This is a genomic window from Pseudomaricurvus alcaniphilus (assembly GCF_011440395.1).
Taxonomy (GTDB): domain Bacteria; phylum Pseudomonadota; class Gammaproteobacteria; order Pseudomonadales; family Cellvibrionaceae; genus Pseudomaricurvus; species Pseudomaricurvus alcaniphilus.
This window is the reverse complement of record NZ_JAAOIX010000005.1, coordinates 91,985-106,114: the sequence shown is the minus strand read 5'-3', so window position 1 is coordinate 106,114 and position 14,130 is coordinate 91,985. Positions and strand designations below refer to the sequence as shown.

Here is a 14,130-nt window from a genome sequence, read left to right as displayed (position 1 = left end):
TAGTCAGCTGTTTCAGGCGGCTGCTTTTACGCTGCCCGGTGGTGCCGGACGCCTGGCAGGAAGCGCCTCCGGCCGGCAGATTGAGCAGCAGGGCTGCGCTTGGTGAGCGTCAGGGACATTCTACTCCGGCCTGCAATATTCTGCTATTCTGGCCGCTGTTTTTGGTTTCTTACTGGCGGTGCTGTGGTGTTGCGCGAGGTTGTATCTTTTTTGAACAGGTGGTGTTTTTTTTCGAAGTCGTTAGCGGTCGCGTGGCTGGCGCTGGCCGTTGTGCCGACAACTGCGCGGGCGGATGAGTTTGCCGATTGTGTGGCCAATTTGCAGCAGCAGGCGCTGGCCAGCGGGGTGCCCCAGGCGACGGTAGAGGGGCCCCTGGCGCAAGTGCAATTTGTGCCGAAAGTGATCGAGTTGGATCGCCGCCAACCGGAATTTACCCAGACCTTCGCCGGTTATTTCAATGGCCGGGTCACCGATTGGCGGGTAAACCGCGGGCGTGAATTGTTGCAGCAGCACCGCCCGCTGCTCAATCGCCTGGTGGTGGAGTACGGGGTGCCGGCCCAGTACCTGGTGGCCTTCTGGGGCCTGGAAACCAATTATGGCGGTTACCTCGGCAAGATGCCGATCCTGGATTCCCTCGCCACCCTGGCTTGCGACCCGCGCCGCAAGACATTTTTTACCGCTGAGCTGTTCCAGGCGCTGCACCTGTTGAGTGAGCCGGGTATCAAGCCGCCGCTGTTCGGTTCCTGGGCCGGTGCCATGGGGCACACCCAGTTTATGCCCTCGGCCTATCGCCGCTACGCCCGGGACGGCGATGGCGACGGTGCTGCAGATCTCTGGGGCAGTATCCCGGATGCACTGACGTCGGCGGCCAACTTCCTGCAGCAGTTGGGCTGGCAGCGGGGTTTGCGCTGGGGCCGGGAGGTGATCCTGCCGCCCAACTTTGATTACGCCACCGCTGGTCGCGGCAACAAGCAGCCATTGACCCATTGGCGCGAGCTGGGGCTGCGTATGGTCAATGGCGAGCGGGTGCCTGCCAGCGAGATCGAGGCGGCGGTGCTGGTGCCGGCCGGCTTTGAGGGCCCGGCCTTTCTGGTGTATGACAACTTCGCGGTGATAATGCGCTGGAACCGCAGCGAGTTTTACGCGCTGTCGGTGGGCCACTTGGCGGACCGCATCAATGGCGCCGGGACCCTGCAAGTGCCGGCGCCGGAGACTCAGCCCCGTTTGAGTATTCTGCAGGTGCAGGAGCTGCAGGAAAAATTGAACCAGCTGGGTTTTGAAGCTGGTACTGCGGACGGTATCCTCGGCCCCGGTACCCGCCAGGCCATCCGCGACTTCCAGAAGGCGCACAATATGGTGGCGGATGGCTATCCCGGTGAGACTGTTTTCAAGGCCCTGAATATCAGCTTGCCGTGAGCATCAATTCGTTCGGAGCGCTAGCGAGAGTCCATTCATAAGTTGTATGTTTTTATTTTAGGGCTGTTTACGTCTCATCCGGCGCCGGTGGTCGTGCCCGGGTGGCGATGCCGCGCAACAGGCGGCCGAGAATGTCGGTGCCGGTGACTATGCGTTTTTTGTCGGTCCAGACCAGTATCATGTCGTCTTTAATCACGTCGTCAGCCTCGTGGCGGGCGTAGACCTTCAAGTGCGACAGCACTTTGCCGAGCAGGGTGGCATTGTCCTTAACGATGATTGGGCGGTGGCAGTATTGCAACGGGTTGATCGTTGTGGGCGACAACAGAGCATCGCGCAGGAAGGCGTTGGCATTCAAGGCCATGACCGGCTCCTGCTGGGGGTCGACAATGATTACCCACTTGCGGCCGCCCTTGTGGACGCGCTGTAAAAATTCGTCCTCAATACTGCATTTGAACGCCGGAAAAACCGGTTGGCCCAGGTGTTCCGGCAGCGTGATGATACTGTCGCTGTGGACGGGTTCCCCCATCTGGGTCACGCCGATGTCGTCCAGGCGCAAAAAATTCATGGCGCCAATGCCTTCGATCATACTGACGTCGCTCTGGCTGGCGTCCATATGCTTGCGAATCACCGTGTGCAGGTCTTGCTCGCGAAAGTAGCTGATGCCCTCGGCACCCAGCCAGCGGTCCAGCACCATGGCACTGGGTTTGGCGACCGGGTAAAGTAAAATTTGGTAGAAACGCAGCACCGGGGCCAACAGCGCGCCCATGCGCAGGGCGTGGCGGGAAAAATAGGCCTGGGGGGTGATCTCCCCGGCAAAGGTGATCAGCACGGTGGAGAACAGGAACGCCGTCAACCCGGTCATTACCGAATTGGAAAGCAGGGTCAGCAGCACGTTGATGCCCACATTGCCCCACAGAACGGTGGTGAGGAGGAAGTTGACGTCCTGGCGCAGGGCCAGGACCTTTTTGGCAGCGGGGTTACCCGAGTGGGCCTCGACTTCCAGGCGCAGGCGACTGATGCCCAGCAGCGCCAGGTTAAGGCCGGAAAACATGGCCGACTGGCTGATGCAAAACAGGATACCAAGCCAGATAAGGAAGTTGACTGACAGTGTTTCCACGTATTTTGTATCCAGTAGTAGGCGGTGGCCGGGAGTTGTGTTTGGGGCACTGCAAAACCGACACTGAGGTGCGGTTAATTTCCAGAGTAACAAGACCACAGGCGAGCGCAATAGGCAAGCAGGATTTGTGGTCAAATGGGTGCAGCGTCCAGCCGCCAGGATTGCGGTGACCTCGGTGTCATTCTGGCGCGAGCCATGGTTGCCTGGGGAGTAACCGGCGGCTGCTTTTGCGGCAGTCAGGCGGAGCCTGGTGCGAACATGACGCCGGCAAGTTACACCTGCAAGTTACATCTGAAAGTTACATCTGAAAGTTACACCCCGGACCAGTCACCAGCCCTTTCGGGTGCGGCATAATCTGGCGCGATGCTGGCAGGACTGATTGACGGATATCAGTCTGCCGCGGAAGCGCATTTAATGCACAGGTCGGTATAGGGTACCGCTTTGAGGCGCTCGGGGTTAATATCAGCACCGCACTCGCTGCACAGCATATAGGTGCCGTTATTAATGCGCTCGATGGCGTGGTGAATCTGTTGCAATTCGTGGCGGGACTCGTTGCCGATCTCCTCCAGCACCTCATCATTCTGGCGTTCCTGGGCCTGCTCCGACCAGTCGGCAGAGTGCTCCTGGGTGATATTGGTGGTGACTTCGGCAATGCGCTGCGACAGCTCGCTCTGGCGCGCCAATAATTGCTGCTGCAATTCTGTCAGGACTTTCTTGTTCATAGGCTGCCTGCTGTTTTATGTCATGTTGCGCTACGTCTGTAGGACTATGCGTGTGCAGCGGTGAGAACGCCATGGCCGGGGGGAGCCCGGGGGGGCCAGCAATACCAACCCCCCGGCACTACGGAGAGCGTCGGGGGTGTGGTCTCGACAGCTGGCTACGACAAGTGCTAGCTTATCTCAATGCGCCGTTGCTGGGGTATGCCTGGCTTGGCCTTGGGGGCCTTCAGCTTTAGCACGCCATCGCTAAACGCGGCGCTGATGTCGCTTTCCTCGACGTTGCCACCGAGGTTAAAGCTGCGTCGGTACTTGCCGTAACGGCGCTCCTGGCGAATGATTTTACCTTCTTGCTCCTGTTTTTCTTCCTGCTGAGCTTCCGCCTCCAGAGTGAGAATGCCGTCGTGCAAGGTAATGTGAACATCTTCCTTTTTGATGCCGGGCAATTCCGCGGTCACTTCATAGTGATCGTCGAGCTCCTTGATGTCTACCCGGGGGGTAAAAAAATTACCCACATTGCTTTCGTTGCGAGTGGCCGGAGCCCAAAAATCATCAAAGATTTTGTCCAAATCGTAAAAGCTGCCTCTTGGTATCAGAGCCATGTTACACCTCCTGAAAATGTCAACTGGCAGTATGGATATTGGTCTGGCCGGACCGGTTTCAAGAGAGAGTTGAGTGGTTTGGCGACATTTTTTGCTGTTGAGATTAATCCTGTAATCTGCCGGGTTTTAGTCCAGGACTATTGTGTTTGCTACCGTGCAGTCTTAGACGTTGTAATCGGTTGAAAGTTCTGGGGCAGGGGGCTGTGGCAGTTTTGTCTGTTTTAAGGGGTGTATACTGTTCCGATCTGATTTCAACTGGTTACAGAGAGAGCTTTATGGTTAAGCATAAAGGCAGAATTGGGCTGGTTCGGCACGGTCAAACCTACGCCAATATCGACCGGGTGTGGCATGGTTTTACCGATACCGAGCTGACCGAGCAGGGCCACGACCAGGCCCGGCGCCTGGGTGAACATTTTCACAACTATATGCGGCCGGATGTGATTTACGCGAGTCCATTACAGCGGGCCAGGATTACCGCTCAGTCCATCGGCGACAAGTTCCAGGTGCCGGTTATCCTGGATGCGCGGCTGAAGGAGTTTAACCTGGGCGATTGGGAGGGGCAGTCGTTCGAGTCCCTGACGGAGGGCGAGGATATCCTGGCGCAATTGGTGAGTAATCCCGATTTTACCGCGCCGCAGGGTGAGTCGCAGAATCTGGTCAGGAAGCGCATCGTCGCAGCTATTGATGAGATAGTGCACAAGCACCCGCAAGACAATATCGTGATAGTTGCTCATGGGGTGGCGATCGCCATTGCCCTGTCACACTTTATCGATGGCGATACCAGGCAGTGGCCCAATTACTCGAAAAGCAATACCGCCTTTTCCGAGCTGTGTCTTAACACTAATAAACTGCTCAGTTATAACCTCACCGACCACCTGGCCGGCGACGACCACTTGGGGTGAGAAGCAAGGGTTAAGCAGCAAGGGTTAAGCAGCAAGGGTGAGAAACAAGGGTTGAGATTTGCGGGCTGGCGTTTTGGGTTGTTAAAAAATCCGGTAGGTTACCGCTATGTTAAAAGGTTTCGAATTACCTTTTAATAAGCCGGCTATCGGGCGGTGGGAGGGATGTGCCCTTAAGCCATTGGGGTATTAGTTCTTTTCCCGGCCTGGCCGCGGGGGTTTGCTTTCAAGACTCGCCGTGCATCCATCCATGGAGGCTCCACGACAGCATCCCTGCTGTCGAGGGTCTTGAAAGCAAACCCCCGCAGCCAGACCTGCCATAGTGCCAGCGGCAAGATGTAAAGCATTGGAGGTAATTGAGGAGGGGTTTGGCCGTCTGTGGGCTGGGGTTTTCTTAGAGGGGGGCTTGGCCTGCTCTAAAGGCAGGCCTGCCTTGAGATAATACAATTCCAGGTTGCCAGTGCTGGTCAGTTCGCGTTCTGCCAGTACCGGTCAATTAACCTTTTGCCAGCGGCCATCCAGTTTGATGTAGTTGCCCGAGGTTGTTTTCTGCATGGCTTTTTGTCCCGCCAGTTGTTCAACGGCTTCCAGCGGTGTCTTGTTTTTATTGGCGATGCTTTCATAGGCGTCGCGGCGCTTGCCGTTGATATCGGCTACCAGCGCTTCCAGTTCCGCCGACGAGCGACCGACAATGCCGAGGTAACCGTTGGGTTGCTCACCCACCAGGCCCTGGTCCTTGGCATCTTGCAGGGACAGGCTGAGGGCGCTCATGGAAAATAACAGGGCGGTGAAGAGTAAACCGGTGCGAAAGAATCTGGTCATGATGTCGGCTCCTGGTCAATCACTGGCTGGCGCTTGCTGAGCGCCTGCGGGTCGGTGGTCAATGCTTGAGTGTCAGAGTTCAAGTTTAATTGTTTGTTCATAAATGCTCGGCTGTAGGTGTTCAGCTGGGTGCGGCACAGGGTTCCCGGTTCATCATCCTGGCCATCAAAACAAGCCGCTGTCTTCGGATAAAACATTCTCCAGCTCCCGGTCAACTTTCACCAGTATCTCATGCTTGATATTGACGTTGAGGTTGATGGTAATTGGTTCGCTGGTGTCCACCTTGACGGTGGGGGTGCAGGCGTAGAGGGCCAGGCTGGCGGCCAGCAGTCCGCAGCTGAGCAGCAGCCGGCGGTGGCTCTGGTGGGGCTCGGGTATGGGGTTCATTGTCTGGCTCCCTGGTGGCGCGGTTGGTATAAGGATTCGATGCGTTGATTCAGGTCTTGGCTGATGTCCTGGGTCAGTTTCAGGCTTTTTAGCAGTGCCGGAATGTTTTCGGTGATGTTCAGGTTAAAGTGAATCGGGCGCTGCTGTTTGAGATCCGGGTTGTTGCCTTGCAGCCTTGCACGCAGCACCAGGTCACCGGCTTCGTCGGCGTCCACCTGTACGTCGAGCACCTGGTAATGAAAGTTTTTCAGCGCGTCCAGGGTCAGTTGCAGGCTGGCGTCCAGGGCAGATTTTCCCAGTGGCACTTTGCTGTCGTATTTAATTACGCCACCAGGTGCCAGGCTGCTGAGCCTGCCTTTATCCACCCGCAGCCCGGTGCTGGAAAGGGTCAGGGGCAGGCTGCCGCTGAGTCTACCGCTGCCGGAAATACCGGACTCAAGTTTCAGAACCTGGTTGAGCTGGATGTTGTGCAAATCAATCACCAAGTGATTCTCCGGCGCGGACCAGTTGTACAGTAGGGCTTTTTGACTGGCGCGGCCACCCAAAAGTTCGGCCTGTAAATCCTTCACCAGAACAGTTTGCGCTTCCGAGCTGAACCCGAGCTGAATATTGCGGATCGGGATGCCCACATCGATATTGGCAATGGTTAGCGAGTCGGCGCTGATGTGCCATTGGTCGTGCAGGTTGCGGGCCAGCAGTTTGGCGTTCAGGCCCCGTACAAGGTTGCGCTGGTAGAATCCACTCAGGTTTTGCAGTTGCACCTCCGCCGAGCTTTGAGTCAGGCCCTGTCGATTCCAGCTGAGGCGGGTAGTGGCACTCAGCTGGCCGCCGCTGATGTCCAGCGGCAGGCCCAGCGGTTTGACCAGAGCGGGCAGAAACACCTGTTTTTCCCCGAGTTTGGCGGAGCGGGTGTCGGCGCTGAGTTGACCTTTACCAGTGCCGAGGTCGTGTTGCAGCTGGCCGTTGCTGCTGAGCAGCTTGTTGTCGGTGTGGACGTTGAAGCTGCCCGCCAGGCGGTTCTGGTCGAGACCTAGTTGGCTGTTGATGGTCAGCGCTGCCAGCTGCCGCTGCTGGTGCTGCAACACCAGTGCCCTGATGCCCAGTGTCAGCTCGGCACTGGCTGCTGCGCCGGAGGGCAGGTGCAGGTTGTGGAGGTCGAGATTCGCCCCACCGAACTGCAGCGGCTCGCCGGCCAGCTGCAGCTGTTGCCGGCCAAGACGAAACTGCGCCGCCGGAATTTTGAGGTCATCCGCTTGCCACAATAGGGTCAGCGGTGTGTTGGCGGTGATCTGTAGTTGCGGCGCTTGCCAGCTGTCACCGCGCAGGCTGTGTGCCTTCAGGACCGTGTCCGCCACCGTGGTGTAGGACAGTTGGTGCGCCTCCAGGGTTACTCTGCCGCGGCTGTTTAGCTGTATTTTTTGCGCACTTACGGCCTCTGACACTAGTTTGTCCAGGTCACCCTGCAGCGCGATGGCGGCGGCACCGGAGGCGTGCTCCGGGGCGACCCAGGGGATAGTCCCGGTCGCCTCGGCGAAGTCGAGCTGCGCCGCGATACCGCTGTGCTGTTGGGCGGCACGCACTTCTCCCGCCAGGTTGGTGAGCTCCAGTTTGCGCGCCGCCATAAGTGCCTGCAGGCGCGCACCGGGTTGCAGTTCCAGCTCCAGCTGCAGCGGCTGTTTATCGACGCCGGGCCGGGGCGGGATAAAGGGCAGTGCCAGGTCGACGCCGGCAGTAACCCGAGTCTGCTCCAACACCAGTTGCAACTGCCGGGAATCGGCCTGGTAGCGGGCGTCGAGCTGAAAGTTGCCCGCCAGGAGTGCGGCATCACCCTGTGGCGCCGTTGCCGAGGCGGACAAATCCGGGTGCGGGGTGCGGTATTGACCGCCGCTGCGCAAGTGCCCGCTCAGCTGCAGTTGCGGCAAGGTGTCGCTGTGGATGACCTCGGGCAGTGGCATGGTCCAACCGATCTCAAGTTGGCCGTCGAGTTGCTGGTTCGGGAGTAGCAGGCCCAACTGCTGTGCCAGTGCGCTGGCGCTGCCGAGCTTGAGCTCCAGCGTGCCTTCCCAGGCCTGGCTGTCAGGTGCGCTCGCGATGCGGGAGGATAACTGCAATGCCGCTTCACCCTCCAGGGTTACCGCAGCGGCGAGGGCGTTGTGCCGGTCAGCGCTGAGTAGAATGTGGCCGTAGGTCGGGGCGTCAGGCGGCAGCGGTTGCGAGGGCAGCAGTTGTGAGGGCAGTTGCGGCGAAGGTGATGGCTGTGATGGCAATAGTTGTAAAGGTGATGGTTGCGACGGTAATGCTTGCAACTGTGATGGTTGTGGTTGCCGGTTTTGGATTTCAAATTGCAGCTGCAGTTGCTCGGGGGACAGGCGCAGGTCGCCGCTCAGGCTGTATTGCGGCAGCAGGTCAGCCGACTCGAGCAGCAGCCTGTCAATCTGCAGTTGCTGCAGCGGTAATGCTGCCAGCCAGGTCTGGGGCAGCAGCAATGCCAGCGAAGTGCCACTGCCCTGGGGTATGGCCTCGCGGCTGGCATCCGCAGCTACGGCCAGCTGTAATTGGTCAATATGCACAGTTGCCAGCCTGCCCTTGAGCAGCTGCAATGGCCGATAGGTGAGCGTTAAATCATTCGCTTGCAGCTGCAGTTGGTAGCCGGATAATCTATAGTCGGCCACCAGGTCGCTGATGGCGATGCCAGTCAGTGACGGCCGGGAAATTTTGGCCTGGTGCAGGTCGATATCGTAGCCGCGCAGCAGCAAACGTGCCATGCTCGGCGACCACTGGCTCCAGCTCAGGTAGAGGCCGATGGGGGCGAGGATGACAAGCAGGCTGAGGCTAATGGCCAGGCGTTTAAGCACAGGGAGAATTCCTTCAGGTTGCGCCTGGAAGGGCAAAAATGCGCGCGCATCAATGTATCACAACCGCTTACGGACCCGTTAATGACCACTGGCAATACAGTTAAGACCAATACAGTTAAGGGCAATGCCATTAAGACCGCAATCGTCGGTTACGGATTTTCGGCCAGGACTTTTCATATCCCGTTTCTCGAAACCCTGGCCGAGTTCGACTTGCTGGCGGTCAGCAGCAGCCAGGGCGAGCTGGTCCGGCAACAGCTGCCGGACGTGAGCCTGTATGCCAATGCGGAAGCCATGCTCACGGACAGCGACGCGGAGTTGGTGATTATCACCGCCCCCAACGATGTGCATTTTCCGCTGGCCAAACTGGCGCTGCAATGCAACAAACACGTGTTGCTGGAGAAGCCATTTGTCACCAGCGTCGCCCAGGGCGAAGAGTTGATCGCGCTGGCGGCCGAAAAAAAGCGTGTTTTGACGGTCTACCAAAACCGGCGCTGGGACGGCGACTTTCTCACCGTGAAAAAATTGATTGCTGAAAATCGGCTCGGCAATATCCGCTACTACGAATCTCACTTTGATCGTTTTCGGCCCCAGGTGCGCCAGCGTTGGCGCGAGACGGCGGCCGATGGCGGTGGCATTCTCTATGACCTGGGGCCGCACCTGCTGGACCAGGCGCTGCAGCTGTTTGGGCGCCCGGCGGCGTTGACCGCGCGCTGCCGGGCAATGCGCGCTGACGCCAGTACCACGGATTTCTTTCACCTGTTGCTGGACTATGCCGACAAGCAGGTGGTGCTGCACGCCAGCCCTTTTTGTGCCGGGCCCAACCTGCGCTTCCAGCTGCAGGGCGACCAGGGCAGTTACGTAAAGTACGGCCTCGATCCCCAGGAAGATCGCCTCCGTGCCGGCGTGCGCCCCGACCACGACCACTGGGGCGACGAGGTCGCCGCCGACTTCGGCACGCTCTACCGGGCTGAGGGCGCGGCGCCGGTCACCACGGAGAGCGGTGGCTACCAGCAGTTTTTTCGCCAGCTGGCCGCGGCAATCAGGCGCGACCAGCCGCCACCGGTCAGTGCCGTCGAGGCCCTGTGGACCATCGAATTGATCGAGCTGGCCATAGACAGCAGTCGCCGCGGAGTAACCCTGGCGCTGGATTGAGCGCGAAAATTTACCTGAACCTGAAGGCTAGGAGCCTGTCGGACTTAGGTGCCCGTAGCGAGAGAAAGTCCGATTTGAGTCAGTTTTTAACCATTTTTGAGGCGAATAGTGGTTCTATTTAACGAGAAAATGGTTAAAAAATGGCCAAACTCGGCTTTTTCGCAGCAGGGCAACCCTAAGTCCGACAGGCTCCTAGTGGGTCAAGTCGCCGCGCTGTATGCTGGATTGACAGAGCGCCAGCCATTGCCGTGGCACCGGGCTGGCCATTATTTATGCCGAGGAGTGCCCCGTGACGAATAACAAAGAGCCGCGACCCGGCAGTGGGCTGGCCACAAAAACGCCAGCGCCGCTGCTGCGCCTGGCGGTGCGCTTGCAATTGCTGCTCAGCGATGAACTGATGGCCCTGCTGGCGCTGATCACCCTGGCGCTGGCGGCGGTGCCGTTTGCCTTTGCGATGTCGCCGGCGCTGGAGCGGGCCCTGGTGGTGGCGGACGTGCTGATCGTGTTGCTGTTCGCGCTGGAGTACTCGGCCGGCTTGCTGCTGGCGCCGGACAAGGCCGCCTTTGTGCGCAGTCCCTGGCGCTTGCTGGATGTGTTTATTATCCTGGCGGCGCTGATATCGCTGCTGCCCTTTACCGCCGAGACCCTGGGTGCCTCCCCGGCGCTGCGCCTGATCCGGTTTGTGCGAGTGGCGGTGCTGGGGACCCGCTCCAGTGCGCGGCTGGCGGGGCCGGTCACAGCCCAGGCCGCGGCGGCGGCGCGATCGTCGGGTGAGTTGCAGGCCTGGGCGCTGGATTTCGACGCCGGCGGCAAAGGCCTGCAGTCGGTGGATTGGCAGCACTTGTTGGAGCGCATCGGCTCGGAACAGGAGGACTGGCTCTACGTCAGCGGTGTCGGCGAAGAACTGCTGGCGCCGTTGGCGGCCAGCTTTGCGGTGCCGGAACCGGTGTTGCACGGCAAATTATACGGTGCCGCTTTTCCGCGCCTCGACCGGCTGGACCGCTACGTGACCCTGTTTGCCTGGTACCCGCAGCTGTCCGGCGACATCAGTGCCGAGAGCACGGTCATTCAGCGCGCCGGGCTGCTGCTGGTGGGGGCGGACAAGAATGTGGCGGTGCTGGAGCGCGAGCCCAGCGATTTGCGCCGCCGGGTGGAGCGTCGCCTGCAGGAGAGCGAGGCCAGCGGCGACGCCACCGGGCCGGCGCTGGTAAATGCCACCCACGCCCTGGTAAAAGAAGTCGTGCGCGCTTACGCCCGGGTGGCTGAGTGGCTGGAGACCCGCTTGATGGCCATCGAGGCCAATGAAGCGTCCCTGCGCGACCGGGAATTTTTGCAGCGCACCTTTCTGCTGCGCGCGGAAATTTCCCGGGTGCGCACCACGCTGCGACACTTGGCGGAGGTGACCCGCAGTCTCAATTCCCGCCGCATCGCCATTCGCGGTTTTGAGGTGGGAAACTTGCCCCAGTTTCAGTTGCTGGCCAGCGAGGCCTCGGACCTGTACGAGCGGGTCGATGATTTGAGCGAGAACCTGGCGGCGCTGGTGGATATGCGCCTGAATGTGTCGTCGTTCCAGATGAACAAGGTGATGCGGTTGCTGGCCATACTCACGACTCTGGCGCTGATTCCGTCGGTGGCCGGCGGTATGCTGGGTATGAACCTGATCGATACCCCCTGGCCCTCCTCGCTGCCCCAGGTGGCTTTCTGGGTCGGCAGCGGTATGGCGTTGAGCCTGTATTGGTTCGCTATCAAGGGCTGGTTGCGCTGAGGGGCGCTGGGGAAAGCGCTGGGCTAATGGTGCCGTCAGGGTGGATAATGGTAATGAGGAACCTCTAACGGCCGAGCAAACAGTGTGGGTCAGGTAAACAGTAAAAATCGGCCAGTCCGAAAACATCGGGCCGTCGGTAAGAGCAATGCGCTGCGTGAGAGCAGGGCAAACAGTGAAATTGGAGCAAATTATGAAAAGGCTGGTACTGGGTGTTTTGGTGTTGTTCAGTGCGACCGTGGTCGCCCAGAATGAGGAGTTTGTCACCGCCACTAACAAGGTGTGCGAAAAGATGAAGTCCTGCTCCCTGGCGGAGCTGGAAGCGCAGAACCTGGCGCCGGAAATTATGGCCATGATGCGGCCCATGATGAGCGAGATGTGCAGCCAGGTGCTCGGTCAATTCGAAGTGGCGCTGACCAGCCACGCCTACTACAAGCCCTCCATCGCCTGCCTGAACTCCATTGAAAGCCTGTCCTGCAGCGAGATTCTGAACTCCCGCTCCGATGTGACTCCGGAGTGCGCCGCCTTCAGGAAACTGGTGGATAACAGCGCCAGCAAGACTCAATAAGTTTGCCAGCGGAGTCAATCGCCCCGCTAGCGGCACCGTCCCTGCCAACGGCGGCAAATAACCGGTATAATCCCGCCTTTTTTCTAATCAGTCGCTGGCGGCTGTCTTACCTGTGGATTAAATCGTGCTTGTTGCTTCCAATATCACCATGCAGTTTGGTGCCAAACCCCTGTTTGAAAATGTCTCCGTCAAATTTGGCGAGGGCAATCGTTACGGCCTGATTGGCGCCAACGGCTGCGGTAAATCCACCTTGATGAAAATTCTCGGTGGCGATCTGGAGCCCAGCGCCGGCAACGTCTCCAAGGACGTCAACGAGCGCATCGGCAAGTTGCGCCAGGATCAATTTGCCTTTGAAAAGTACAGTGTCATCGATACGGTGATCATGGGCCACGGCGAGTTGTGGGCGGTCAAATCCGAACGCGACGCCATTTACGCCAACCCGGAAATGACCGAGGCGGACGGCATCCGCGCCGCCGAACTGGAGGCCGAGTTTGCCGAGATGGACGGCTACACCGCCGAGGCCCGGGCCGGCGAGTTACTGCTGGGGGTGGGCATCCCGCTGGAACAGCACTACGGCCCCATGAGCGAAGTGGCGCCGGGCTGGAAGCTGCGGGTGCTGCTGACCCAGGTGCTGTTTGCCGACCCCGACATCATGTTGCTGGATGAGCCGACCAACAACCTCGACATCAACACCATTCGCTGGCTGGAAGGGGTGCTCAACGAACGCAACTGCACCATGATCATCATTTCCCACGATCGCCACTTTCTCAACAGCGTCTGCACCCATATGGCCGACCTGGATTACGGCGAGTTGCGCCTCTTCCCCGGCAATTACGATGAATACATGACCGCCGCCACCCAGTCGCGGGAGCGGTTGCTGTCAGATAACGCCAAGAAGAAGGCCCAGATCGCGGATTTGAAGGCGTTTGTCAGCCGCTTCTCCGCCAACGCCTCCAAGTCCCGCCAGGCCACTTCGCGGGCCAAACAAATCGACAAGATCCAGCTGGAGGAGGTGAAGCCCTCCAGTCGCCAGAACCCCTACATTCGCTTCGAGCAGGAAAAAAAGCTGCACCGCCAGGCGCTGGAAGTGAAGGGGCTGGGCAAAACCTTTGATGAGAAACTGTTTGCTGGCCTCGACCTGATGGTGGATGTGGGAGAGCGCATCGCCGTGATCGGCCCCAACGGCATTGGCAAGTCCACCCTGCTGCGCTGCCTGGTGGGGGATCTCGAACCCAGCGCCGGCACCATCAAGTGGTCGGAGAATGCCAGTATCGGTTATTACGCCCAGGATCACGCCGCCGATTTTGACCGCGACGACACCCTGTTTGACTGGATGAGTCGTTGGGGCAAGGAGGGTGATGACGAGCAGGTTATTCGCGGCACCCTCGGCCGGCTGCTGTTTTCCCAGCACGAAATCAAGAAGTCGGTAAAAGTGATCTCCGGTGGTGAGCAGGGGCGGATGCTGTTTGGCCGGCTGATGTTGCAGAAGCCGAATATTATGTTGCTGGACGAGCCCACCAACCACCTCGATATGGAGTCCATCGAGTCCCTCAACCTGGCGCTGGAAAACTACGAGGGCACGCTGATCTTTGTCAGTCACGACCGCGAGTTTGTCTCCTCGCTGGCGAGCCGCATTATCGAGTTGACCCCCAGCGGAATAGTGGATTTCCACGGTAGCTATGAAGATTACCTGCGCAGCCAGGGGGTGAATTGATCGGATCCGGGCAAGGTTTATCTCAAAAATAGCCATGCTTTAGGATTTGTCTTTCTTTAATGAGTGTTATTTGCGCTTATGTTGTTATTTTATCCCAATATATCGGCGATATTAGGATGG

Annotated in this window: 12 protein-coding genes; 6 read left to right on the top strand and 6 right to left on the bottom strand. The window is 59.0% G+C overall.

Annotated features, from left to right (window positions below; all coding sequences use genetic code 11):
* Nucleotides 1-270: 270 nt before the first annotated feature.
* On the top strand, nt 271-1,416 hold the full coding sequence (locus G8764_RS11920; RefSeq protein WP_341806379.1) for a lytic murein transglycosylase: 1,146 nt from the start codon (nt 271-273) through the stop codon (nt 1,414-1,416).
* A 67-nt stretch (nt 1,417-1,483) separates the two neighbouring features.
* On the opposite strand, the gene G8764_RS11915 is transcribed toward G8764_RS11920, so the two are convergent.
* The 3 genes from G8764_RS11915 to G8764_RS11905 form a co-directional block, all read right to left on the bottom strand.
* A complete protein-coding gene (locus G8764_RS11915; protein WP_341806378.1) occupies nt 1,484-2,533 on the bottom strand; it encodes a DUF21 domain-containing protein in 1,050 nt (349 codons plus the stop codon).
* 389 nt (nt 2,534-2,922) lie between these two features.
* Nucleotides 2,923-3,255: a TraR/DksA family transcriptional regulator gene (locus tag G8764_RS11910; protein ID WP_166164867.1), complete on the bottom strand. Its 333-nt coding sequence runs from the start codon at nt 3,253-3,255 to the stop codon at nt 2,923-2,925.
* A gap of 167 nt (nt 3,256-3,422) precedes the next feature.
* Nucleotides 3,423-3,851, bottom strand: a complete 429-nt coding sequence (locus tag G8764_RS11905; RefSeq protein ID WP_166164866.1) for an Hsp20/alpha crystallin family protein — start codon at nt 3,849-3,851, stop codon at nt 3,423-3,425.
* 275 nt (nt 3,852-4,126) lie between these two features.
* Between G8764_RS11905 and G8764_RS11900 the strand changes: the two genes are divergently transcribed.
* On the top strand, nt 4,127-4,753 hold the full coding sequence (locus G8764_RS11900) for a histidine phosphatase family protein (RefSeq protein ID WP_166164865.1): 627 nt from the start codon (nt 4,127-4,129) through the stop codon (nt 4,751-4,753).
* A gap of 489 nt (nt 4,754-5,242) precedes the next feature.
* Here the strand turns inward: G8764_RS11900 and G8764_RS11895 are convergent, their stop codons facing one another.
* From G8764_RS11895 to G8764_RS22955, 3 genes are all read right to left on the bottom strand, one after another.
* Nucleotides 5,243-5,572 carry a YdbL family probable chaperone protein gene (locus G8764_RS11895; RefSeq protein ID WP_166164864.1) on the bottom strand — a complete coding sequence of 110 codons (330 nt, stop codon included), beginning with the start codon at nt 5,570-5,572 and terminating at the stop codon, nt 5,243-5,245.
* Between the two features lie 165 nt (nt 5,573-5,737).
* Nucleotides 5,738-5,959 carry a YnbE family lipoprotein gene (locus tag G8764_RS11890; RefSeq protein WP_166164863.1) on the bottom strand — a complete coding sequence of 74 codons (222 nt, stop codon included), beginning with the start codon at nt 5,957-5,959 and terminating at the stop codon, nt 5,738-5,740.
* Nucleotides 5,956-8,814 (bottom strand): intermembrane phospholipid transport protein YdbH family protein, encoded by a 2,859-nt coding sequence (locus tag G8764_RS22955; protein ID WP_166164862.1) that lies wholly within the window; start codon nt 8,812-8,814, stop codon nt 5,956-5,958. The genes G8764_RS11890 and G8764_RS22955 overlap by 4 nt, the downstream gene beginning before the upstream one ends.
* Before the next feature lie 81 nt (nt 8,815-8,895).
* Here G8764_RS22955 and G8764_RS11880 point away from each other — a divergent pair, with 81 nt between their 5' ends.
* From G8764_RS11880 to G8764_RS11865, 4 genes are all read left to right on the top strand, one after another.
* Nucleotides 8,896-9,966: an oxidoreductase gene (locus tag G8764_RS11880; protein ID WP_166164861.1), complete on the top strand. Its 1,071-nt coding sequence runs from the start codon at nt 8,896-8,898 to the stop codon at nt 9,964-9,966.
* A gap of 289 nt (nt 9,967-10,255) precedes the next feature.
* Entirely contained in the window at nt 10,256-11,731 is a 1,476-nt protein-coding gene (locus G8764_RS11875) for a CorA family divalent cation transporter (protein ID WP_166164860.1), read from the top strand.
* Between the two features lie 190 nt (nt 11,732-11,921).
* Entirely contained in the window at nt 11,922-12,296 is a 375-nt protein-coding gene (locus tag G8764_RS11870) for a hypothetical protein (protein ID WP_166164859.1), read from the top strand.
* Between the two features lie 148 nt (nt 12,297-12,444).
* Nucleotides 12,445-14,010: an ABC-F family ATPase gene (locus G8764_RS11865; protein WP_207951863.1), complete on the top strand. Its 1,566-nt coding sequence runs from the start codon at nt 12,445-12,447 to the stop codon at nt 14,008-14,010.
* Nucleotides 14,011-14,130: the final 120 nt, after the last annotated feature.